The sequence below is a fragment of the Galactobacter sp. genome, assembly GCF_022712295.1.
In the GTDB taxonomy this organism is placed as follows: domain Bacteria; phylum Actinomycetota; class Actinomycetes; order Actinomycetales; family Micrococcaceae; genus Galactobacter.
Genome location: NZ_JALAGT010000165.1, coordinates 1 through 22,892, shown reverse-complemented (window position 1 = coordinate 22,892; position 22,892 = coordinate 1). Strand labels below are relative to the sequence as shown.

17 protein-coding genes, 2 pseudogenes and 1 riboswitch are annotated in these 22,892 nt (G+C 64.8%); of the genes and pseudogenes, 10 read left to right on the top strand and 9 right to left on the bottom strand.

The features are described 5' to 3' along the window. Positions 1–55: 55 nt before the first annotated feature. The 3 genes and pseudogenes from Q0A15_RS12020 to dnaB form a co-directional block, all read left to right on the top strand. Positions 56–163: pseudogene (locus Q0A15_RS12020) on the top strand (50S ribosomal L9 C-terminal domain-containing protein); the annotation flags it as partial. A gap of 235 nt (positions 164–398) precedes the next feature. Further along, positions 399–517: riboswitch (SAM riboswitch) on the top strand. Positions 518–557: 40 nt separating this feature from the next. Further along, a complete protein-coding gene (locus Q0A15_RS12015) occupies positions 558–1,064 on the top strand; it encodes a flavin reductase family protein (protein WP_291279765.1) in 507 nt (168 codons plus the stop codon). A 521-nt stretch (positions 1,065–1,585) separates the two neighbouring features. Next, positions 1,586–2,965, top strand: coding sequence for a replicative DNA helicase (gene dnaB / locus Q0A15_RS12010; RefSeq protein ID WP_291279764.1), 1,380 nt, complete (start codon positions 1,586–1,588; stop codon positions 2,963–2,965). Here the strand turns inward: dnaB and Q0A15_RS12005 are convergent, their stop codons facing one another. Next, positions 2,966–4,363, bottom strand: coding sequence for an acyltransferase (locus Q0A15_RS12005; protein WP_291279763.1), 1,398 nt, complete (start codon positions 4,361–4,363; stop codon positions 2,966–2,968). Further along, the gene (locus Q0A15_RS12000; protein WP_291279762.1) at positions 4,360–5,124 is read right to left on the bottom strand and encodes a hypothetical protein; all 765 of its coding nucleotides are present in this window, start codon (positions 5,122–5,124) and stop codon (positions 4,360–4,362) included. Before Q0A15_RS12000 ends, Q0A15_RS12005 begins: the two co-directional genes overlap by 4 nt. A 226-nt stretch (positions 5,125–5,350) precedes the next feature. Between Q0A15_RS12000 and Q0A15_RS11995 the strand changes: the two genes are divergently transcribed. Both Q0A15_RS11995 and Q0A15_RS11990 read left to right on the top strand, forming a co-directional pair. Continuing rightward, positions 5,351–6,088, top strand: a complete 738-nt coding sequence (locus tag Q0A15_RS11995) for a YdcF family protein (RefSeq protein ID WP_291279761.1) — start codon at positions 5,351–5,353, stop codon at positions 6,086–6,088. Between the two features lie 107 nt (positions 6,089–6,195). Continuing rightward, positions 6,196–7,503 (top strand): C39 family peptidase, encoded by a 1,308-nt coding sequence (locus Q0A15_RS11990; protein ID WP_291279760.1) that lies wholly within the window; start codon positions 6,196–6,198, stop codon positions 7,501–7,503. Between the two features lie 117 nt (positions 7,504–7,620). Here Q0A15_RS11990 and Q0A15_RS11985 read toward each other — a convergent pair whose 3' ends face one another. The 6 genes from Q0A15_RS11985 to Q0A15_RS11960 all read right to left on the bottom strand — a co-directional run bounded on the left by Q0A15_RS11985 (position 7,621) and on the right by Q0A15_RS11960 (position 16,549). Beyond that, positions 7,621–8,787 (bottom strand): Wadjet anti-phage system protein JetD domain-containing protein, encoded by a 1,167-nt coding sequence (locus tag Q0A15_RS11985; RefSeq protein ID WP_291279759.1) that lies wholly within the window; start codon positions 8,785–8,787, stop codon positions 7,621–7,623. Next, positions 8,784–12,347: an ATP-binding protein gene (locus Q0A15_RS11980; RefSeq protein ID WP_291279758.1), complete on the bottom strand. Its 3,564-nt coding sequence runs from the start codon at positions 12,345–12,347 to the stop codon at positions 8,784–8,786. Before Q0A15_RS11980 ends, Q0A15_RS11985 begins: the two co-directional genes overlap by 4 nt. Continuing rightward, on the bottom strand, positions 12,344–13,084 hold the full coding sequence (locus Q0A15_RS11975) for a DUF4194 domain-containing protein (RefSeq protein ID WP_291279757.1): 741 nt from the start codon (positions 13,082–13,084) through the stop codon (positions 12,344–12,346). Before Q0A15_RS11975 ends, Q0A15_RS11980 begins: the two co-directional genes overlap by 4 nt. Further along, complete coding sequence (locus tag Q0A15_RS11970) at positions 13,081–14,694, bottom strand: DUF3375 domain-containing protein (protein WP_291279756.1); 1,614 nt, start codon at positions 14,692–14,694, stop codon at positions 13,081–13,083. Before Q0A15_RS11970 ends, Q0A15_RS11975 begins: the two co-directional genes overlap by 4 nt. A 275-nt stretch (positions 14,695–14,969) precedes the next feature. Further along, positions 14,970–16,262, bottom strand: coding sequence for a HipA domain-containing protein (locus Q0A15_RS11965; protein WP_291279755.1), 1,293 nt, complete (start codon positions 16,260–16,262; stop codon positions 14,970–14,972). Next, positions 16,259–16,549, bottom strand: a complete 291-nt coding sequence (locus Q0A15_RS11960) for a helix-turn-helix domain-containing protein (protein WP_291279754.1) — start codon at positions 16,547–16,549, stop codon at positions 16,259–16,261. Before Q0A15_RS11960 ends, Q0A15_RS11965 begins: the two co-directional genes overlap by 4 nt. Before the next feature lie 294 nt (positions 16,550–16,843). Between Q0A15_RS11960 and Q0A15_RS11955 the strand changes: the two genes are divergently transcribed. The 3 genes from Q0A15_RS11955 (at position 16,844) to Q0A15_RS11945 (ending at position 19,965) form a co-directional block, all read left to right on the top strand. After that, entirely contained in the window at positions 16,844–17,434 is a 591-nt protein-coding gene (locus Q0A15_RS11955) for a GIY-YIG nuclease family protein (RefSeq protein WP_291279753.1), read from the top strand. A gap of 215 nt (positions 17,435–17,649) precedes the next feature. Then, positions 17,650–18,252, top strand: coding sequence for a DUF421 domain-containing protein (locus Q0A15_RS11950; RefSeq protein ID WP_291279752.1), 603 nt, complete (start codon positions 17,650–17,652; stop codon positions 18,250–18,252). Positions 18,253–18,336: 84 nt separating this feature from the next. Continuing rightward, positions 18,337–19,965, top strand: coding sequence for a SulP family inorganic anion transporter (locus tag Q0A15_RS11945; protein ID WP_291279751.1), 1,629 nt, complete (start codon positions 18,337–18,339; stop codon positions 19,963–19,965). 2 nt (positions 19,966–19,967) lie between these two features. On the opposite strand, the gene Q0A15_RS11940 is transcribed toward Q0A15_RS11945, so the two are convergent. Next, positions 19,968–20,723 carry a GntR family transcriptional regulator gene (locus Q0A15_RS11940; RefSeq protein WP_291279750.1) on the bottom strand — a complete coding sequence of 252 codons (756 nt, stop codon included), beginning with the start codon at positions 20,721–20,723 and terminating at the stop codon, positions 19,968–19,970. 193 nt (positions 20,724–20,916) lie between these two features. Between Q0A15_RS11940 and Q0A15_RS11935 the strand changes: the two genes are divergently transcribed. Both Q0A15_RS11935 and Q0A15_RS11930 read left to right on the top strand, forming a co-directional pair. Further along, positions 20,917–22,428 (top strand): ABC transporter substrate-binding protein, encoded by a 1,512-nt coding sequence (locus Q0A15_RS11935; protein WP_291279749.1) that lies wholly within the window; start codon positions 20,917–20,919, stop codon positions 22,426–22,428. A gap of 43 nt (positions 22,429–22,471) precedes the next feature. Then, positions 22,472–22,892 (top strand): annotated as a pseudogene (locus Q0A15_RS11930) (ABC transporter permease); the annotation flags it as partial.

Below are 22,892 nucleotides of genomic sequence, written 5' to 3'. Positions count from 1 at the left end.
CGAGCGCCTTGGCTCGGGCTAGGGCGACAAGCTGAAGCGCTAGATCGCCCAGGTCATCAAGTCCGTGGGTAACTACTCGGCCACCGTGCGCCTGCACGAGGACGTCCTCGCCAACATCGACCTCGCGGTCGTTGCCGAGAAGTCCAAGAAGAAGCGCAAGTGATCCCGTCCCGCGCATGAGCGTGGGATGCAGATCGGTTCGCTGATGCGGGAGGCCCCCGCAGTTCCTTCAGGAACTGCGGGGGCCTCTTGCCATGTTCGCATCGCACACACAAGGCCCGACGGCGGTGGCCGCCGCCACGACGTCGGACACCTTCCCCGCGCGGAGGGAAGCGTGACGCGAAGCATTTCGCAACACTCTTGTCACGCGTTTATACGGGCCTCTACCGTTGTTGATGAATCAAGAGCGTGGATCTACAAGCCCTGGCTGGTCCACCGGCAACCCTCGACGCGGTAGTTGGGGTGCCCCAGGTGAGGATTCGGCCGCTGCTCTTCCTGGCTGCGGCAAGTACCGCCACCTCGATGAGTGGCCCGAGCAGTTTGAGCGAGGATGCTTCATGACCCTCTCACATGACCTGACCCCCAACGCCCTGCGCGAAGCCTTCGCGCGCTTTCCCTCAGGCGTCGCCGCGCTGTGCACCACCGTGGACGGAGCGCCGCAGGGAATCGTGGCCTCCAGCTTCACCGTAGGTGTCTCGCTGGAACCGGCCCTGGTTTCCTTTGCCGTGCAGAACACCTCCAACACCTGGCCCATCATCAAGGGCGCGGACCGTATCGGTGTGTCCATCCTCGGCTCCGAGCATGACGGCGTGTGCCGTCAGATCGCCTCGAAATCCGGGGACCGCTTCGCCGGCCTGGACCTGCACACCTCTGACGAGGGCGCCGTCTTCCTGGGCCGCGCGGCACTCTGGCTGGATACCAGCGTGTACGCGGAGGTTCCTGCCGGCGACCACCATGTGGTCCTGTTGCAGGTTCACGGCGTGGAGACCCACGACTCAGCGCACTCCCCGCTGATCTTCCACGATTCCGGCTTCCACCAGCTGCCGCAGCCCGTCTTCGCTTGAAGAGCGTCCTCGGAGCAGCCCGAGACCCGAACAATCTGACACCGGTTGCCTGAACAATCTCTCAACGGTCGCAAGCCATATCTACGGTGTCCACGCCCCAGTGGACGCTTTAGATATGGCTTTCGCCGTCCTGGGGATCGGGGAAGAACGGTGGACCTGGGATCTCCGCTCTGTGGAACCCGCCTGTGTACAACCACGTGCGATCTGTGGATAACCCGCTTTGGCACGGCTTCGGGGGTCATGTCAAGACTGGTATTTCCCCAACTCAGGTGCAACGCCATAGGAGATCCTGGGGACAAGTGATCCGAAAAAGAATCTTGTCCACACGCCAAGATCCGCGGAATCTCGGCAATTCTTGCCTGAAGGGTTGAGAAGTTCACTGGCGTGTCCCCACTTTGTCCACACGACTCCCGCATGAACAGGGCAGTTGTGCACACGACTCGCACACCCCCTGTGGATAACTGAGTGGACAACCCGTGTGTGGGCGCCTACGGTAAGGGCGACTACTAGGGGGAGATTGAGTGAGCGTTCAGGAGTACGAGGGCGGGCAAAGCCAGGGTTCCAGGACACCCCCGCAGGACCTGGTGGCCGAGCAATCCGTGCTCGGCGGCATGATGCTCTCCAAGGACGCCATCTCAGAGGTCGGCGAGGTGCTCAAGGGCCCCGACTTCTACAAGCCCAACCACGAGATGATCTTCGAGGCCATCTCCGACCTCTACAGCCGTGGCGAACCTGCCGATGCCGTCACGGTGGCCGATGAGCTCACCAAACGCCAGGAGATCCAGCGGGTGGGCGGGGCCGCCTACCTGCATGAGCTCATTCAATCGGTCCCCACCGCGGCGAACGCAGGCTTCTACGCGGAGATCGTCCGTGAGCGTGCCGTACTGCGCCGGCTGGTGGATGCCGGTACTCGCATCGTCCAGATGGGCTACTCGCAGGACGGCGAGGTGGATGCCATCGTCAATGAGGCCCAGGCCGAGGTCATGAAGGTCGCCGAGACCCGTTCCACCGAGGACTACGTTCCGCTGTCGATGGCCATGGAAGCCACCGTGGACGAGATCGAGGCGGCCTCGAGCCGTAGCGAGGGCATGGTCGGTGTGCCGTCCGGCTTCTACGAGTTCTACGAGCGGACGCAGGGCCTGCAGGGCGGGCAGATGATCGTGGTCGCGGCCCGTCCGGCCGTGGGTAAGTCCACGTTCGCCTTGGACATCGCCCGTTCCGCCTCGGTGAAGCACCATATGACCTCGGTGATCTTCTCCCTGGAAATGGGGCGCAACGAGATCGCCATGCGCCTGCTCTCGGCCGAGGCGAGCATCGGTATGCAAGACCTTCGCAAAGGTCAGGTCACCGATGACCAGTGGACCAAGATCGCCTCGACCATGGGTCAGCTCAACGATGCACCACTCTTCATCGATGACAGCCCGAACATGTCCATGATGGAGATCCGGGCCAAGTGCCGGCGGCTTAAGCAGAAGAACGACCTCAAGCTGGTGGTCCTGGACTACCTGCAGCTGATGTCCTCCGGCAAACGTGTGGAATCGCGTCAGCAGGAGGTCGCGGAGTTCTCGCGTGCACTGAAGCTGATGGCCAAGGAGCTGGACGTGCCGGTTGTGGCGCTGTCCCAGCTGAACCGAGGCTCCGAACAACGCACCGACAAGCGCCCGCAGGTTTCAGACCTGCGTGAATCGGGTTCCATCGAGCAGGACGCCGACATGGTGATCCTGCTGCACCGCGATGACATCTACGACAAGGAATCCCCGCGCGCGGGCGAGGCCGACGTCATCGTGGCCAAGCACCGTAACGGTCCAACCAAGACCATCGTGGTGGCCTTCCAGGGTCACTTCTCCCGCTTCAACAACATGGCTTCTGGCGACTACTCCGGAGACGGGGGAGGAATCTAGTCAGAGCCCCAGCTGCTGCTGCATGGCCCCTTGCGCGGGGGAGAGAACCAGGGCGATCACGGCCAGACCCACAAGGGAACCGCTGACCGAGAGCCACAGGTAGAGGCGGAACGGGCGGGCGGCGATACCCCTGATCCACGTCGTGAAGGCCCTGCCTGCCTTGATCCACCCGAGGCGGTTGACCGGCTCCTCGATGAAATGCCATGACAGTTCTGCCAAGCAGCAGGCCAGCACCATCATCACGATACCGATGAAAACGGCTCGGGTTTGGGTGATGGAAATGGCTGTGCCGAAGTCTCCCGCATCCCGGGGCAGGAGTCCGCGCAGGACCAAGAGCAGAGGCCAGTGCCACAGGTAGATCGCATAGGAGCGTTGCCCCAACCACTCCATGACTCGGCCGAGCGCGAGGATACCCGTCCAGCGGGTTTGTGTCTCAGAGCCGGTGCCCGTACGCGCCGGGTGCAGCTTGGTCATCACGAGCACGGCGACGGCCGCCAGGCCGGTGGCCAGCGGCAGTGTGCGATTGAGGACCTGCGGGTCGTCGGTCTGTGCGACCCAGGCCAGTCGGCACAGGGCCAGGACCAGCACCGTGATCGCGAGCCGTGCGGGCCAGGCTCGGGACGATGAACGTGCCCGCGCCAGCCACCTGGTGCCGGGGGCAGACTGCTCCGGGATCAGCGCCACCGTGGCTCCGGCCATGAGGCCGAAGAGATGGGTGGCCGAGTTCATGTAGAGGGAGGACGCATCCACACCGTGCCGTGTCCCGAGGACCAACCCAGCTGCAGAGACAACGGCCAGGAGCAGGGACAACAGCGTGGGGATCCAGCAGCGCATCCCCACGGTGTCCTTGCGGACTCGGGACAGCATCCAGATCGCGGACAGGGCCACCGGCCAGACCAGATAGAACTGGGCCTCGACCCCCAGTGACCACAGATGCTGGAAGAACGGTGGGTCCAGCTCGGCAAAGTAGTTGGTCTTGCTGGAGACGTAGAACCAGTTGCTGCTCCAGGTCAGCGCACCGACCCACTGGCGGCCCAGCTGCGCGGGGATGGGTGAGATGAGCAGCGCGGCAGCAGTGAGGGCGATCAGTGCGGCTGCAAGCGCTGGGATCAGCCTGCGGGTGCGGCGAACCCAGAAGGAGGCCCAGCGGTGCTTGCGCCCGGACGCGCGGGACCTGACCAGTCCTGACGTCACCAGGTAGCCGCTGAGGACAAAGAAGATGTCCACGCCGGTCAGGCCGCCTCGAACGGTGCCTGGCCATGCGTGATAGAGCAGAACGAAGAGCACGGCCAGGCCGCGCAACCGGTCGAGGCCAGGCGCCCGCACGGCCACGGCGGGTTGAGGCGTCCCGATGGTGTCTGGGCGTGATGGAGCCGTCTTGGTCAGGGAAGCGCTCACTTCAGGCGAGCCTTGGCCTCGGCGATCTTGGGCGCAACGGTGTCGACGAGGACGCCCGCTCCCTGTCCGCCGATGTGGATGCCGTCGGGGGCAAAATCCTTGACCCGAGAGGACTCTGCGTTCCAATCGGCGATCTGGATCTGCTGGGGCAAACGCTCGGCGGCATCCATGTAGACCTTCGTGGTGCGAGCGTTGTCAGCACCACCGTGCGGGGTGACAAGGATGAGCTGCCGATTCGGTCCCAGCGCGTCCAGAGCGGCATCGATGTCGGAATCCAGGGCCACCCCGTTGGCGCCCAACTCCACGACCAGGACGTTACCGAGCAGGCCCTGGCTCTCCAGGCCCTGGATCTCGCTGGCGAGAACGCGGGAACTGCGGCCGATCTGGGCATCGACCACCAGCCCCGGCAGTTTCTTCTTCAGAACGGGCGTGGTGCCGCCTGCGGAGACGGAGTCCCCGATCCAGGCCACGTCATGACCTGTGACGGGCTTCGGAGCCCGTGGACGAGATGACTTCGCCCCGGAGGCGTCGGAGGCCTGCGGCGCCGACGCAGCATCCGTTGCCGACGTCGATGCATGCGAGGCCCGTCGGGCGGTCTTCTTCGAGGAATCGGAATCCGTGGCGGGCGCTGAGGACGAGCCCGCCGCGGGGGCACCGGCGGCGTGGGCCGTGGTGGTGCCGGGGAAGCTGAGAATTCCGCGGTCCACCAGGACGCTCATGACCACGGCAGCGATGGTGATGACGGCGACGATGATCGCCACATAGACACCTGGACAGGTGCGGGCAGGCGACTTTTGGGTGGGGTCCGGAGAGGAAGAAGGCACGCCCTCCAGGTTATTAAAAAACAGCTGTAGATTCTTTGCATGAAGCGCCTGTCTCACTGCTGAGCCAATTAGGCCATGCGCCTCGTGAACAAGACGCCGGTGGGACCCAGGACCAGCCCCCAGTCGCAGGCGGGAGCGAGCCCGACGTGGAAGCATGGGAGGCATGCTCTCCCTTCTTCTGGCCGCGATCTGGTATGCCCTGTACCGCTGGGCAGCGGCACGCGACGCGCGCCGACCGGTGCTGAACGGCCCTGACGCCGTGGTGGTGCTCGGTTCCGGCCTCATCAACGGCAAGGTCCCACCGCTGCTCGCCGCGCGGCTCGACCTGGGGCGGAAGGCCTTCGCCGAACATCGAGATGCGACCACCATCATGATCCCCTCCGGCGGGCAGGGCCCCGACGAGCCGCGCCCCGAGGGGGAGGCCATGGCCGAGTACCTCGTGGAGCACGGGATGAATCCCGCGGACGTCGTGGCGGAGACCCGCTCCCGCACCACGGAGGAGAACCTCCGGTTCTCCCGCAAGGTGGCCACCGACGCGGTGACGGCGCGGCGAATGCCCGACGACGCGTCGCTCAGCACGGTGCCGACCGGCGAGTCCCAGCGGGAGAGCGCGGGGCGAGGCCCCGCCGTCGGACAGGGGAGTGGAACCGAGCAGCGGCCCCTCTTGGTGGTCACCAACGGTTACCACGCGCCGCGGGCCGCGCTGCTGTCGCGGAAGCTGGGTGTGGACGCGCAGGTGATCGGGGCCAAGACTGCCCGCTACTTCGTCCCGAGCGCCTTTCTGCGCGAGTTCGTGGCGGTGCTGCAGATGAACCGTGTGCTGCACCTTGTCGTGGCCGGTCTGTCCTTCGCGGTGACCGTGTTCATGCTCGGGGTTGCCCTGAACTGGATCGGGATCTGAGTCGAATCTCCGATCTGCAACGTAAAAACACCGTTACGCATCTGGTGGTCAGCGGTAGAACGGTGCACACTCGACTGTGACGCAGATCGCAGAGCAGGGGAGATTCCATGAAGCTTCGCAAATTCATTGTCGCGGTGGCAGCATTGATGCTGACCTTGACCATGGCGTCCCCGGCGGCCGCCCAAACCAAGACGGGTGACGATACGGAACGTAAGATCACGTCAACGCACTGGGACTCCCATCGGGACTTCGCTCGGGGCGCCTCGAATCACCTGCTTTCCGTGCCCGGGACGGGCCTTCGCGTGCCGCGGGTGGGGAAGCTGCCGACGCGGACGTACAAGGACCCGTTCGGAGATGCGGGAGCACGAAAGTACGAGTACGGGACGTGGACCTCCGAGGTCGTGAGGCCCGGGTACTCGATCGACGAGGCCATCGTGTCCTGGAACGTGCGCACACCCACCGGCACGTGGGTCGAACCGGCCTTCCGCGGAAAGCTGGCATCCGGTGAGTGGACCAAGTGGTACGTCATGGGCCGGTGGACCTCGGGCATGGACTTCGAGGCCGGCGACATTCACCGCACCTCCGTCGATGGGCAAACGGATGAGGACGGGCAGATCTTCACGGACACGTTCTCCGCGATCTCCGGGAAGGAACCCGTCGCGTTCCAGACCCGCATGAAGCTGATGCGGCCTGCCGGGTCCCACGCCTCACCGACCGTGGACTCGATGACCACCATGACCAACGAGCTCTTCGGTGATGTGCCGGAGACGAGCGAATTCACGCTGGGCAAGCACACGGAACTGAAGGTGCCGGCCTACTCCCAGAACGTGCATGCCGGTGAGTTCCCGGAGTTCGGCGGGGGAGGGGAGGTCTGGTGCTCCCCGACCTCGTCTTCCATGGTGCAGGACTACTGGGGTCACCGCGTGCCTCGGCGCGAACTGGACTCGGTCGAAGGCCTGGAGCAGATTCAGCAGGACCCACAGGTGGACTACGCGGCACTGCACGCGTGGGACTACGCCTATGAGGGCTCAGGAAACTGGCCGTTCAACGCGGCCTACGCGCACCGCTTCGGCCTGAACACCCAGATCACCCGCCTGCGTTCCCTGGCCGAGGCCGAGCGCTTCATCAAGGCCGGGATCCCGGTGATCACGTCGCTGTCCTGGTCGCTGGAGGAGATGCCTGAAGCCGGCTGGGAGAGCACCGGGCACCTCATGGTGCTGGTCGGATTCACGAAGGACGGCGATCCGATCCTCAACGACCCGAACGGGAAGACCAATCAGGACGTGCGGCGGGTGTACAAGCGCGAGAACTTCGAAAAGGTGTGGCAGAAGTCCTCTGGAGGCAACGTGTACCTGTACACCCCGGCGTGGAAGAAGCTGCCGCGCAACGTGGAGGGCGTCACCGAGAACTGGTGAGGTGATCCCTCACCAATATCCCGGTGGGACCGGGTTTTCATCAGACTTGCGCCGATACGGCGCACGTCCCACGAAAGCCTGGTCCTGCGGCATGACGCGCAGCGTCGACAGGGCATCTCAGGACGCCAGTGCGGCACCTAGACCCGACAGCACCCACGGCCACGGGATCCGTTCCTGCTCCAGCCGCATATCCCCAGTGGAACGAAGCAGGGCCAGGGACTCGGACTCCAAAGGACTCAGCCGCGGCATCGAAGCCGCGCTCGGTGAGGGTTCCGGCACCCACAGCGTCCGATGAGCCTCGAGCGTGCCCACGTCCATCAACACCGACTCCGCTTCGGGGAATCGTGAGCGGAACTGATCAAGGATCGCCAGTCCGTGAGAGTCCAGGTCGCCCCAATACAGCACCCGTGCAGATGACATCCAGGGAAGCGCAGCCAGCCGCGGCCCGGCCCCATACCCGTGACCCTCCACGGCGACCACCCCAGGCAATAACGGCAGCGCCAGCAGTGTCTCGCGGTTCTCCACGACCAGCACTACGGACGCGGTGATGCGCAGCGACGCCAACTCGTCCAGCGGCGCCTCGACGTCGGTGAGCCCCAGTGCGGCCAGTGCCGGTGCCGCAGCGGGGTCGAGTATCCGAACGCGGGTCCGCTCCGGCGCGGAGGCCAGCCCCAGGTCATCGCGCCTGGTGGCGGCCCGCACCAGTGCCGTGACGAGGCCACGGTGCTTCCCGAGCCATTTGGTGTCCACCCCAGGCAGGGGAACCTGGCGCAGATACATGCCGGATACGTCATGTGTGGACAACCAGCCGGCCAGTCCCAGGCAGAGGCGCGCGTCCGTGGCCGGAAGTTTAAGTAGAGCAGGCAGCTTCGACGCCATGGTGCGGCCGAGTTCGGTGTTCTCCAGATCTTCCACCGAGAAGGCCTCACGTGCTGCCGCCACCAGTTCCAGCGCGCGTGCCCAATCGCCACTGGTCGCCCGCCCCGCGAACCGAGAAATCACCGTAGCCGTGGCCAAGTCCAGCCGAATCGGCACCGACTGCGTTCCCACTCGAGACCACTTCCGGTCGTCCCACTGCACGCCGTCGATTCCGCGCCACGCATCCGCCCAGGACCGCGCCGCACTTTGATCGGCGAGCACGGCACGCTCGGTGGGCGGGTGCAAGGGCAGCTCGAACCGCGCGGCTTCGGCAGCGGCGGGGGAGACGGCCCAGTCCCCCAGATTCCGTCGGGCCAGCTTCGCCGCGCGCTCCCTCGCATCGTCCGGTGCCACGGGGCCGCTCACCACAGGGTCGCCTCATCGTTGGGGTCGCTCTCGGCACGAGAACCAGTGCCCGACGCCGTGGACACACCTTCCTCGGTTGTCTCACCGGACTCGACGCCCTGGGCGTGCGGGGCCTCCACTGTGGCGCGCGTTCCGCGCACCTGCGGTCGCGCCGCAGGCGTGCCGGTCAGCGCTGGGACGGAACAAGTGGAGCCGGAAGCCGGACTCGCGCCGTCGGGCATAGCTCCTCCGGTATGAGTACCGATCTCCTCCCACGGCACCGCAGCCAACTGCGACCTGTTCCGGGTCGGGTTGGAGACCACGGTGATGCCGCCGATGTAGGGCTCGATCGTGGAGAGCAGTTTCTGAGGCGTGGCGAGGAGCAGGTGGAAGCCGAATTCGCGGAAGACGTCCAAGGCGCGGCGAGTGTAGGCGGAGTCAGCCTTGTCGAAGGCTTCATCCAGCACGATCGTGGAGTAGAGCGGCCTGTCTTCCACGTCCTCCACCAACTGATACCGCAAGGCTGCGGCGAGGCAGAAGATCACGAGACGCTGCCGCTGGCCACCGGAGAGCCCAACGGAGGAATCGTTGACGTTGACGACGCCGCCGGATTCGTCGACTTCCAAGGCCTGGAAGCTCATGTGTTCCCGCGTGTCGAGGCAACGCCGCTTCCAGGCCTCGTCCGCCGGTTGCGAGGAGCCGAGCCGAGTCATGAGGGAATCCAGCACGGCGAAACGTTGCTCTGCGGCCTGGAGATCCTGCTCCGAGGTGCCGTCGGTCCAGGAACCGGAGGCGATGCTCTGTAGTTGCGACAGGAACTCGTTGACCTCGGCTCCGCGACTCTCCTTCACACGAATACGCAAGGTGATACCTGTGTCGAAGGGGGAGCGGGCCAGCGAGGCGTTGACCGGCTCGATCCGTTCACGTACCGCCCGGCCTGCGGACATGATCTCGTCCAACAGCTCGGCGACGACGTCCCGGGAACGATCGCGCAGCATGGTGGCGAAACGTTCCTCGAACTCCGGCAGTCCCCGCTCGGCGATACGGGCACGCAGCTCTCGATAGGAACCACGGTCGTCGATGTTCACCGTGAGGTCGGCGGAAGCTTCGGCAAATTCACGGCAGAAGCGGTCGGCGCTGCGTTCGAAGGCGGCCTTGGCCTGTGCACCCGTATCCCGGTGGGCACGCTCCTGCAGGGAAAGGTTCCGGGTGACGGCTGCGGCGACGCCCGGCAACGACTCCCGGGAGGGTCTACGGGTGTGTTCGCGGAAGAGCCGATCCAGGGAATCCCGGACCTCCGCTTCCAGGTCGGTTCCGCCGAGTTGCTCGGAGAGCGTGCGCACTTGGCCCTGAAGCTGATCCACTTGCGAGTCCAGCCTGGCCAGGGCGCGGTCGCACTCGCGCTCGTGTTCGCGCGCACCGGCTCGTGTGGCCTCCGCGCGGCGCTGGGCAGCCAACGCCTGCTCCAGGGGCGCATTTCCCTGCGTCAGGGACTCCAGAGCCTTGCGTTGTTCCGCTAAGTGGGACTCTGCGGCGGCCACATCCACCTCGGAGTAGGGCCGCTTGGCCAAACGTCTGGTGAGGTCCGCGCGTTTGCGCGCGGCAGCATCCTCCGCCGCCTGACGGTCGATGCTCGCTTGCACGGCACTCAGGTGTTGTTGCGTTGCCTTGTAAGCGGTGATGAGACGCTCGGTCTTGGCCTCGTTGTCGGAACCGAGCACCCACGTACTGGTGTCCTGGACCTGAGTGCGATCATCCTTCTCGTAGCGACCATGCGGATGCTTCACCAGGCCGGTGATGGTCACGGCACGCTCGTGCCGGCCCAGCTCGTTCGGGGAGTCCACGCAGGTGAAATCGAAGCGGCGGGCCAGCCGTTCCTGCAACCAGGCTGCGAACGGGGAATCTGTTACGCGAATCCGGTGCACCAGGGAATCGCCGCCCACAGGTCGCGGGGTGTCCACCCGGACAGGCACTTCTTCGAAGACCAATCGTGTGCCCAGGTGGTGGTTGTTCACGAACTCTCGCACCCGTTTCAGGTCATTGGTCCGCACCAGCATGGTTTGTGCCAGTGGGCGCAGCACGCGTTCGATGGCACCGGTCCATTCCGAGTACTCCGGTTCCACGTCGATCAGCTCGCCAGAGAACGGCAGGGCTCCCTCCGAGGTTCCGATGGCCTTGGCGATCTGTGCGCGGGCCGCGAGGCGGCGCGGGTCCAGGTTGGAGCGTCTTCCCTTCAGTGCTTCAAGCTGAGCTGCGGTCTCCTTGAGGTCAGCTTGGAGCTTGCTGCGCTGGGCGAACTCGGCCGCGTCGGTGAAGCCGGAAGGCGTGTTGGCGTCCTGCGCCAAAGAGGCCAATTGCAGGTACTCCGTGGCATCTGCCGGGATGTCGATGCCGACTTCCCGTAGTTCCTCCTCCAGGTCCGCGCGGCGTGACGCCACGGATGCCGCATCGGAGACAGCCCGAGCGAGTCGTTCGCGTTCTACTTCGATACGTTCCCCGCCGTTGTCCCTGACCAGAGCCTCGGCGCGGGCGAGCTCCTCCTCACAAGTGGCCACGGCTTCCTCCGCCGTATCCAGAGTGGTACGGGCCTCGATGCGGTTCCGGGAGAGCCGCTCCAGGTCTTGCCGTGCAAGGTCCAGACCCAGCCGGTTAGCGAATTCCTGCACCGAATCCCAAAGGACGTGAGCGTGATCGGCCGCCGCCGCGGAGGACTCGAATTGATCCGCCCGCACCTGGAGTTCGTTGAGCATCTGCAATTGTTTGCGGGCCTGCACCACCATCCGGTGGGCCTCCTTCAGGTCCACGAACTGACCCACGGCGGTGGCGGTCGTCGCGAACGTCTCCGGCTCGTCCAGCATGTAGTCGCGGAAGAGCCGGTCGAGGGAACCCAGATTCTTCGCGGCCTGGGTGCGGTGCAGCAGCTGCAGGGCGGTGTCGTTGGGGAGCTTGAACTCGCGGCGTAGCCGCCCGAAGTACCGGGAGTGAGATCCGGTGGAGGTGATGGTGGCGTCGGGGAAGTTGTGTTTGGCGGCTCGTACGTCTATACCGTTGCGAGCATATGGCGCCAGATCGGCGAGTTTCGGGGCCTGCACGGTCGGTCCGGCCGTGGCGAAGGCCAGGTCCTTGATCTCGGAGGAGTCAGTGCTGGTGCCCTTCACGTGGAACAGCCTGGCCAACGTCACGCTGGAGCCCTGGTCCCCAGCGGCGTAGTCGTACCGAAGCAACAACCCCGAGAAGGTGGTGGCGCGGCGCAGGTACTGGGACACCGTGGTGTCCTCGTCGTCATCGGCCTGCTTGCTCCACGCCCCTCGCAGGTAGGACATGAGGGTTCGGTCCCCACCGCGGGTCCCGGCATCCTGGGCCGCCGTGTTGTAGCGCAACCACTTCCGCGGCGTCAGCACCGTCGCGATGGCGTCAAGCAGCGACGACTTCCCCGATCCGGATGCACCGGTGATCAGGTGTCCCTGCCGCGCCACGTCGAGAGAGGCGATGCCGTGGAACGTGCCCCAGTTGATCAGTTCCACCCGCGCCAGCCGGTACTGACGAGACTGTGGATCGGTGAATAATGCCTGCTTGCTCATTCGTCGTCCTGCCTGCCAGATCCGTTGTCGAGGGCATCTTCGGCGTCATCGCCGGCCGCTTCCCCAACGTGCCCCTCACCCTCGGCAGCGTCGAGAAAGGTCTGGCCTTCAGCAGCAGCGATGCGCTGATACTCGGCACGGATGGCACCATTCTGTTCTGCGTCCATGATCAGGCGCAGCACCGGGGAGATCTCTACCCGCTGGTCCTCGTCGGATTCCCCACAACTGACCTTCTTCAGCACATTGAGTTTGTTCATCATGGTGTTCCACGAGGCGTTGAGGCGCTTGCGGAAATCCGCCTCGTCGCGGTCCCTGGTCCTGAACACTTTGAGTTGGTCAGTGACTTCCTCCCGACCCACGATCACGCGGGTCTCTGCCGGAGCGGCGAGCAGGAGCTGTCTCAGAACCAGGAGCATGGCCGTGTCCAGGAAGGTCAACGTGTGTGAGCGGACCGCCGCGGGCGTGGCCAACTCAGGCGTGGCCACATTACGCACAAACGCGACTCCGGCCTGTTGATGCAGGTGCAATTCAAGGAAGAGGTTGTGCAGTTGAGATCGGATGGCGTCCTGGTCGGTGATCAGGGCGGAGAACAGTTGCGGCTTGTCGCGCTGGTCAAGATACGGTCCGCGAACCAGGGCGAGCAGTGCACGACGGGAGGCCTCGGGCAGCGTCCCGGTGTCCTCAGCCCACAGCAGCCCTGCGGTGGTTGCGGTGGGTTCGGTTGGTGATTGACTCAATCGGGGGTCCTCGTGAAGCGGTACAGGGGGATATCGGCTCGATGCGTGGCACCGTTCAGGGCTCCCCACTCCACGGGCTCGGTGCAACCGGAATGTCCGACGGCCGGTGGCGGCCCACCCGGAGCGACGCCTTCGGCGCAGGTCCCGTGCTCGGCCGGGGCCGCGCCACCAGGCATAGGAACCAGTTCCGCGGCACCGATCGGGACGGCACCCATGGCCAAGCTGAGCAGGCCAACCACCGAGGCCACGCCCTGGGTGGCGGGGAAAGCCGTGAGGACGTCTCCGATGCTGGCTTCCGGGTGCTGCGCCAGCGTGGTCGAGATGTTGTTGCGCAGCTCATCCAGGTCGATCTCGGTCTCACGGGCCAACGCCCGTAGCTCCTCCAGCGAGACCTCCGCGTCTGGGATGAGCTGTGGGTCCTCTGCGGTCTCCATGGCGCCGGGATCGTAGAGGACCAATGCACCAACTCCGGCCATCGGGACGCCGCTGAGCTGCAGTTCGATGTCGGTCTCGCGGAACGGTTTGGTGTGTGGCGCTGCGGTGAGGCCCTCGGTCAGTGCTGCGCGCAGTTGGTCCCGTAGTGCGCGATCACGGTGAAATTCCTGGGACTGCACGTAGCGGCGCAGGCCCCGGGCAAAGCCGGCGATGGAGGACTGAATGTCCTTGCCCTCACGCTTGAGCAGGGCGCGGAAACTGCGCAGGAATCGGCGCTCGGCCGGGGAGAGCTGCTCTGCGAAATCGCGGTCCAGGACCTGATCCACATCGTCGTCCAACGCTGCTCCCGCCTCCGGGTCCAGCACCAGGCGCAGGAACTGGGCAAAACTGCGGCCCTCATCGGACTCCCCGATCAGGTCCACGCCTCGGAACATCTCATCTAGGACGTGCTTCTGGGAGGCATCCGATTCCAGGACGCGCTCCCGCAGGGTGGCGTTGAGTTCCTCGAAGCGGGCCCTGACACGACCGAAATCCGAGGGGAGTTCCGCGGCCTGGGTCAGGATGTCGCGGAGGCGTTCCACCGCGTCCCGCATGGCGATGGGCGGATCTTCGCCGCGCTGGATCCGCTCGATGCGTTGGTGAAGGGCCTCGCGCTGGGCCGTGAGGGTGGCCAGCTGCCGCGAACGGTCCGGATCTGTATCCACGGAGAGGTCCGTCAGCTGCCCGGAGATCGCTGCGAGCCTGGACTCGGTGACTGCTGACTTGGGCGTGGTCAGCGAGTCCGCGATCTGGATGGCACGCAGTGCGCCGTCGGAGAGCTCGAAGGTTTCCCCGCGGCTGCTCGAGGACGGGCGGGCGATCAGCCACCCGTTGGAACGCCAGTCCGCACAATAGCGGCGCGCGGTCTGGGGAAGTTCCTCGCCGCGGGAGCGGAGATCATCCAGGTCCTGCTCCACTGCCTCGATCAGGTCTTCCGCGGCGATGCGGCGAACTTCTCCCGCCAGGTGCCTGCCCAAGGTGCCCATGATCAGTGCAGCGTTGTCCGCGCACAACAGGGACCAGGCGGAGTCCTCCTGTCGGGTGCGGCGCAGCTCCAAAAGGCGCGCGTAGGCGCCAGGCGCATGCATGCGCTGGGGGCTGTGCTGAGGCGGTTGCCCAGCCGCGGTCGTGGACATGGATCCATCGTGTCAGACGAGGCCGACGGATCGCGTGTTCCGGAGCCTTGCCCGTCCCGGATTCCCCTACTCGGGCTGGGTCCCTTCGCCGAGGTATTGCTCTTCCCCGGGGCCCAAGGGTGGTCCGGGGCCCGTCTGGCAGGGGCACAGCCTGAGCCTGGAAAGGCGGCCTGATAGTGAGGGACTCAGAGCGTCGGTGTCACTGTTCGTGCACATTAAGGGAAGTGCACGAACGGTGACTCGCCGGTTGGAGCGTCGCTCGCACTTTGCCCTCGTCAGACATGGCCGGTGAAGTGTCGGCTGAGGGAGAGGCGGCTCAGCCCGTCACTGAGCATTTGGGCCAGGTCTGCGCGGTGTAGCTCTTCGGCCGCGGTCGTCATGGCCGCCGGAATGCGGGGGAGAAGATCGTTCATGATGTTCTCCGCAGCAGTAGTGTCGAGTCCCAGGCGTTTCCCTTCGCGGAGCAGTCCTTGGGGGGAGATGGAATCGAACTTGTATTCACCGCTAATGGACATCGGGAACGTCAGATCTCCCGTGTTCTGGACCTGCGTTGCGTGGGCTGCCGCTGAGATCGAGTCATAGAGCGGAGTCATGGCCACATCGCGTCCGTCCAGGAACAGTGAGTAGTTCTTGGCGTGAGCGTCGGTCCCCAGGATGCCCAGGTTGAAGACCAGGAGCCGGAAGAAGGCGACGCCCAGCTCGTGACGCTGGCGGGGAGCTCGATCGGCAAAGAGCCGAGCAATGGCGCCCACCCCGGGTCCACTGTCGCGATGTTGGTACTTTTTCTCCGGCGGTATGGCCAGAGCCTGGCACAGGTCCTCTTGGTGGATGCGGACCACATGATTGCCCACGATTTTGCGGTCGTAACGCGGAACGATGAGGGCCTGCTGGCCCGTGCGTTCAGACGTCCACAGCTGGATCTGAGGTGCGTCGAGTCCTAGTGAACGGGCAGACCGCATGGTGATCTGTTCCAGGATCTCCATCTCGGCGACACCACCAGTGACATCGTGGGTGAGTGGCTTGATCAGATGTGTGGTGGCGATGTCACGGGTGGGCTGGATCCACTGGCCGGCCGAATTCATGCTCAGGGCCAGTTTCGGTTGGGCTCCGGCTACCGAGAACCGGAAGGCGTTCTGGGCTGGAACCGGGCTGCTGTAAGCCTGTCGAGTGGTTGCGACAAGGCGCTCGAAGCTGTCGTGGTCCAGGAGGGGGCTTGTGTCCAGATTGCCGGGAGTCGAGTCATCGCTGGGTTCTCCGGTAGGGAGGATCTGCAGGGCACCGGCCACATCGCGGCCGTAGGCGCCCAGAAGCCCCTGCAAGGAGTTCGGTGACGTTCCTGCGCCGCGTGCCATGTTGGCCAGGGCCGCTTGATTGTCAGGCAGCAGGCCTTTGAGGAATGCGGACACGGGACGGTTTCCGTGGTGTTGACGGCTTCGTGGCATCGACAGTGACAACGGCGTGGAATCCTGCGCGGTGTCCTCCGAATAGTCGAAGGTCGCCTGACCATTGCCGAAGGAGAACTCTCCGAGCGGTTCACCGCTCAGGAACGCGGTCAGAGGGGCAGTCATGCCTCGGACTTGCTTCCGGAGTGCCCCACGAACAAAGCCAGGCCAAGTACGTCCAAGACCTGCATGTACATCCCGATGGCCGTCGAGAACTGGCCAGCTTCTGCTTTGATCAACCAACGTCTCGAAACGCCCGCACGCTCTGCCAGTGCCGCTTGTGTGAGGCCGAGGCTCAAGCGCTGTTGACGCATCAGTTCCCCAAGGTCCGCCGGACTGAACAACTCGGTTTGTGGTTGGGCCGTATTCACACGCCTAAATGTAACCGTTCGTGCACATATATGAAAGTGCATGAACGGTGACTTTCTCTCTGCGAGTCGTCGCGGTGACGTGCTCCACTGATGCCGGGCGACTTCGTGCTGACCGCAGCGGCACCGATCCGCCGCCCAACCGTCCCCAGGAACCACATTGGGGCCGGGTTTTCGCATGGCAGGACAGGGCCCGGGCGTGGATACACGGCCCTGTGAGTACTGGGGTCCCTGCGAAGCTCCTTGCCCAGGGGTGGTCTTCCCGGAAACGACACCGGCTGGATAGGCTCTGGACCACGCACACCCGTGCCGCACAGGAGACGCCCTTCAGGAGGAACCATGTCGGACTTCGGAACGACCACCACGCCTCAGGACCTGGTCACCGCCCTGCTGGATCCCGCCACCGTCCACTCCGTCGATGGGCTGGCCGCCTCCGTCCCGGAAGGTCATGGCGTCTACGCCGTGTGGATCAAGACCACGGAAGCCCTCCCGGAACCCTTCCGGACCAGGGTCCAAGAGCGCGGCACCAGGCTGCTGTTCATCGGCTCCGCGACCGGGCGCAGCCTGCGCAGGCGGATGGTCCATGACGAACTCGAGGGACGAGGTCATGGGACCTTCTTCCGCAGCATCGGCGTGGTGCTGGGGTATCGGCCGTTGGTGGGCTCCCTGGTGGGCAGTGCCAATCACCTGGACTTCAGCTTCGAGACAGAAGACGTCCTCTCGATCACCGAATGGCTGCGACAGCACGTCGAGGTCTCGTGGGTTGAGGTGGAGGGCGGCGCTGAGGCCGTGGCGGCCGGATTGGTGCACGAGTACACGCCCCTGCTGAACCTGCGCGGCAACCCGGGCGCGCTCGCCGAACTCAAGGAGCTGCGGAGGGTGGCCGTCATGATTGCCGGTGGCCCGCACGCTCCGCTTGAACCCACCTAAACCACTGTTATGGCTTGTTTCGTATCGCTGCGCGGTCCATGTGCTCATGCCCGACGCCGTGGGTCGGGCTTCCCCACGACGTCGCCTTGATCGGCCGATGTCCGGGCCTGCGGCCCGCCCGGATCAGGGTGTTCCTGGTGATTCGCGTTCCTGGTGATTCGAGGAGGTGAACCTAGACTGGCTGCGAAGTTCAGGCGACGCGAAGAGGATGAGGCATGCAGCCACCACAAGGTTGGCCGGCTTTTTTGGTGGAGACGCTCGGTATCCAGGGGTATCGAATCCCGGTGGTGATTCTCTCCGCCGTCCTGATCTATTTGGTGTTCCTGATCCTGGTGCGGCTCTTCGGGACGCGCATCCTGACGGTCACGAGCGGTTTCGATGCGCTGGTGTGCATCATGTTGGGCGCGGTGGCGGGGCGTGTGATCCTGGGGCACCCTCCCACGGTGGCGGCGGGGGCCATCGGGCTGGTGACCTTGATGTGCATGGAGGCCATCTTCGGCGCGGTCGAACGCACCTGGACCTCCAAGCGCCTGGTGAGCGCGCCACCGGTCCTGGTCTTTGCCCACGGCGCGCCCATCGAGGACGCGTGCCGCCGGACCCACACCTCACCGGCCGATCTCCACGCGGCCATGCGCCAGGCCGGGGTGGGACGACCGGAAGACGTGCAGAGCATCATCCTGGAACCCCGCGGCATCTACTCCGTCATCAGAACCGGCGTCACGTTGGATCCCGACTTGTTCACCAGCGTGGTGGGCGCCGAGCAGTATCTTTTCAGTGGCGAAGGCGGCTCCAGCGTCCGTCCTGAAGGCCGAAACTGACCACCACTCCGGACCCGGATCCCATACCAAAGCCCGCCTCGCGATACCCTGATTCGTCACCCTCGCACGCCCCTGGAAGTCTGAATGTCGCAGCCAACCCCACCGAATCCGACCCGCTCAGCCTCGACGAACACCAAACCCGAGCTCACGCCCTCGAAGCGGGGCAAGGTCTCCACCGTCCTGCGCTCGCCGCGGCTGCTCAAGACGGAGGTGCTGGCCGGTCTGGTGGTGGGCCTGGCGCTGATTCCGGAGGCCATCGCGTTCTCCGTGATTGCCGGTGTGGACCCGCGGATCGGCCTGTTCTCCGCCGTGACCATGGCCATCACCATCTCCTTCGCGGGTGGCCGTCCGGCCATGATCTCCGCCGCCACAGGTGCCGTGGCACTGGTTGTTGCGCCGGTGATGAAGCAACACGGGCTGGATTACCTGGTGGTGACCGTCCTGATGGCGGGAATCCTGCAGATCGTGCTCTCGGCCCTGGGCGTAGCGAAGCTGATGCGCTTCATCCCGCGGCAGGTCATGGTCGGCTTCGTCAACGCCCTCGCCATCCTCATCTTCTCCTCGCAGGTGCCGGAGCTCATCGGCGTGCCGTGGGCCGTCTACCCGCTGTGCGCGCTCGGCCTCATCATCGTCTTCGGTCTGCCGAAACTCACGCAGGCCGTTCCCGCGCCGCTCGTGGCCATCATCGTGGTGACCTGCCTGGCCGTCTTCGCCCACATCAGTGTGCCCACGGTGGGGGACAAGGGCGCGCTCCCGGATCAGCTGCCCATGCTCTTCCTGCCGGGCGTCCCGTGGACCTGGGAGACCTTGCGCATCTGCTTCCCCTTCGCGCTCGCCATGGCCGTGGTGGGTCTGCTCGAGTCCCTCATGACCGCCAAGCTCGTGGATGACGTCACTGACACGCACTCCTCCAAGACCCGCGAGGGCGTAGGACAGGGCATCGCCAACGTCGTCACCGGCGCGTTCGGTGGCATGGGAGGTTGCGCCATGATCGGGCAGACCATGATCAACGTGAAGGCCTCCGGCGGCCGCTCCCGCGTCTCCACGTTCCTCTCCGGGGTGTTCCTGCTGGTGCTGTGTGTACTCTTGGGCGACATCGTGGCGGAGGTCCCCATGGCCGTGCTCGTGGCGATCATGATCTTCGTGTCCGTCGCGACCTTCGACTGGCACTCCATCCGCCCCTCCACGCTGCGCCGCATGCCGGTCTCGGAGACCGTGGTCATGCTCGCCACAGTGATCCCCACCGTCGCCACTCACAATCTGGCCATCGGAGTGGTGGTCGGCGTGGTCACCGCGTGCGTGCTCTTTGCCCGCCGCGTTGCACACCTGGTTTCCGTGCGGAGGGTGCCGGTTCAGTCGGCGCCGGAGGCGCCCTCAATGCCCGACGACGCGGCCTCGGGTGCCGCTGGAAGCGGTGCCGAACCGTCGGGCATTGAACGTGGCGGTGAGAGTGACGTGGCGCGGTACGTGGTGGATGGCGAATTGTTCTTCGCGTCCTCGAACGACCTCTACACCCGCTTCGACTACGCGGGAGATCCGGCACGCGTGGTGATCGACCTGTCCAACTCCCACGTCTGGGATGCCTCAACGGTGGCGGCGCTGGATGCGGTGACGGAGAAGTACCGGCAGCACGGCAAGAGCGTGGAGATCGTGGGGCTGAACAAGGCCAGCGCTGCGTTCACGTCGAGGTTGTCGGGGCAGCTGGGGGAGTAGCTTCAAAGGTCGGTGAGGATGGGGGAGAGCCCTCGCCGCTCCTCCTCGGTGAGGTCGTCCTCGTAGTAGCGGTGGATGTTGTCTACAGCCCTGCGGAATGCGCCCTCGGAGTCACGGCCCCGGATGGCGTGTAGGAGCGCCTGTGAGTCCTTGATGCTGCGCTGCAGCCGGGCAGCGGCATCGCGATCCGAGGCAAGCCGGGTGGCCATCAGCGACTGCAGCACGCCGGCGACGGCGTTGCCGCACACCTCGATGAACTGATTGTGTGCCGCCTGATTCACTGCGGAGTGGAAACCGGTGATCGCCGCTGCCACGTGGTCGGTCTCGGTGGCCTTGGCCGCTGCCAGGTTGTCCGCTGCGAACTGGATCTTGTTCAGATCGTCGTCGGTCCGCACTGAGGCCGCCAGTTGTGCTGCGTGTCCTGCCAGGACGAGGCGGAACTGCAGGATCTCGATGCGGTCAGCTCCCTGGGACAGCGCGAGACGTGCCAGCGATTCCTGGAGCAGTCGGGGCGGATAGCGGGTGATGACCGGTCCCCGAGGGTCGCCCGGTCTGGACTCCACGAGACCGTGTGCCTGTAGTACCCGTAGTGCCTCACGGACCGTGGCGCGACTGACACCGAAGTCGGCCATGAGTTGGCGCTCGCCGGGCAGCCGGTCTCCTGGGGCAAGTCCACCCTCGGTGATGGCGGTCTCCACTTGGTTCACGATCGCTTGATATGCGTTGGTCCGCTGGGCCAATACAGGGGTGAAATCCATGGGTGCCGCCTAGTGGTCGATTTCGGCTCTGTTAATGCTCTGGCACGGCTTGATTTCCCTGGTTGTGGGGCCGTGGAGACCGATATTAGCGTGAAGTCTACTGGTCAGACCAGTAACACGATGAGGTGCACCTCACTCATCTTCAACGCCCTCAGGACCCGCGTTCGTCCGATCCTCAGCACAGGAGAACCCTATGACTCACCGACTGCGCCGTAGCCTCACCGCAGGCCTCGCCATCAGTGCCCTCGTTGCCATGACCGCTTGTTCTGCCGGCGCCGGGGAGGACTCCTCCGGCTCAGATGGAGGGAAGGACTTGGTGCTCGGAGTCACCGGAGAGCCCGCCAACCTGGACTTCACGAAGACGAGCGGTTCCGCCATTCCTCAGGCACTCATGAACAACGTCTATCAAGGGCTCGTGACCTCGGACCAGGACGGAGAAGTGGTTCCACAGCTGGCGGAATCATGGGAGGTGAGCGAGGACGGGAAGACCTACGACTTCAAGCTCAAGGAGGGCGTCACCTTCTCCAACGGTGGCGACTTCACGGCAGATGACGTCAAGTTCTCCCTGGAACGCATCAAGGACGAGTGGACCACAGACGGCGGCCGAATGGATGCCCTTGACCACGTCGAGGTCGTGGATGACCACCACGTCAAGGTGGTACTCAAGCAAGCGTCGAATCAGTGGCTCCTGAACATGACCGGCACCGTTGGGCAGATGTTCGACGAGGAGGGCGTCTCCGATCTCGCCAACGACGCCGTGGGTACCGGCCCTTACGAGGTGACCGACCGCGTTCCCGGTGAGAAGATCACCATGAAACTGCGTGACGACTACTGGGGAGACGCTCCGGCGATCGAGACCGCCACCTTCCGCTACTTCGCCGACGCTGTGGCGAGCACCAATGCCTTGCAGGCCGGCGACGCAGACCTCCTGGTCAACATGCAGGCTCCGGACCTGGTCGGAACCTTCGAGAAGCAGAAGGAGTACGACGTCATCGAGGGCACCTCCACCGGTGAGGTGTTCTTACCGTTGAACAACTCCAAGGCCCCGTTCAAGGACGAACGCGTACGCCAGGCCATCAACTATGCGGTGGATCGCCAGGCCATCATCGACACCGCATGGGGCGGCTACGGTCAGCCCATCGCGTCCTTCGTCCCGCCCACCGAGGCCTATTACGAGGACCTCACGGACGTGTACCCGCACGACGTCGCCAAGGCCAAGAAGCTTCTGAAGGAAGCTGGGCAAGAGGATCTGACCATCGAGATGCAGGTCCCGACCCGCCCCTATGCGACCGCCGTCTCGGAAGTGGTCCAGTCACAGCTGAAGGAAGCGGGCATCAACGTGAAGCTCGTTTCATCGGAATTCCCTGCCGTGTGGCTCGACAAGGTCTTCACGAAGGCCGACTACCAGATGAGTGTGATCCTCACGCCTGAGGCTCATGACTTCCCGATCACCTTCGACAACCCCGACTACTACACCCGTTACGACAGCTCGGACGTGGCGTCCCAAGTGGACAAGGCAGACGCCGGCTCCTTCGAAGAATTCGGAGAGGGCATGAAGAAGGCGGTACGGACCTCGGTGGACGACGCTGCAGCGGTTCCGCTGTTCCTGATGCCGAATATCACCATCGCAACCGATGGGCTCACGGGCATCCAGAAGAACTCCGTGTCGGAGTCCTTCGACATCACGGGGATCTCATGGGAATGATCATCTTCGCGACGCAGAGAAACCCGTGGGGGAGGTCGCAGTCATGATCGCCAGACTGGCAGGCCTCGTCGCCAAGTTCGTCGTCACTGTTCTCGTGGCCACCATCATCGTGTTCGTCCTGTTGAGAGTGGTACCAGGAGACCCCGCAGTGGTTGCCCTCGGTACCGACGCCACGCCTCAGGCGCTGGAACGCTGGCGAGAGGCGCATGATGTCGGCGGAAGTCTGGTGGGCCAGTACTTCCATTGGCTCGGCGGTTTCGTGACCGGCGACTTCGGTCTCTCCTACGTAACGGCCCAAGACATCACCAGCACCGTGCTGGACCGTCTGCAGGTGACCCTGATCCTGTGCCTCCTTGCCATCATCGTGGCCCTGATCATCGCCCTGCCGTTGGGGACGCTGGCGGCGGTGTGGCAGCGCAATGCAGGTGGCGCCATCATCTCTGCCGTGTCCCAGGTGGGAGTGG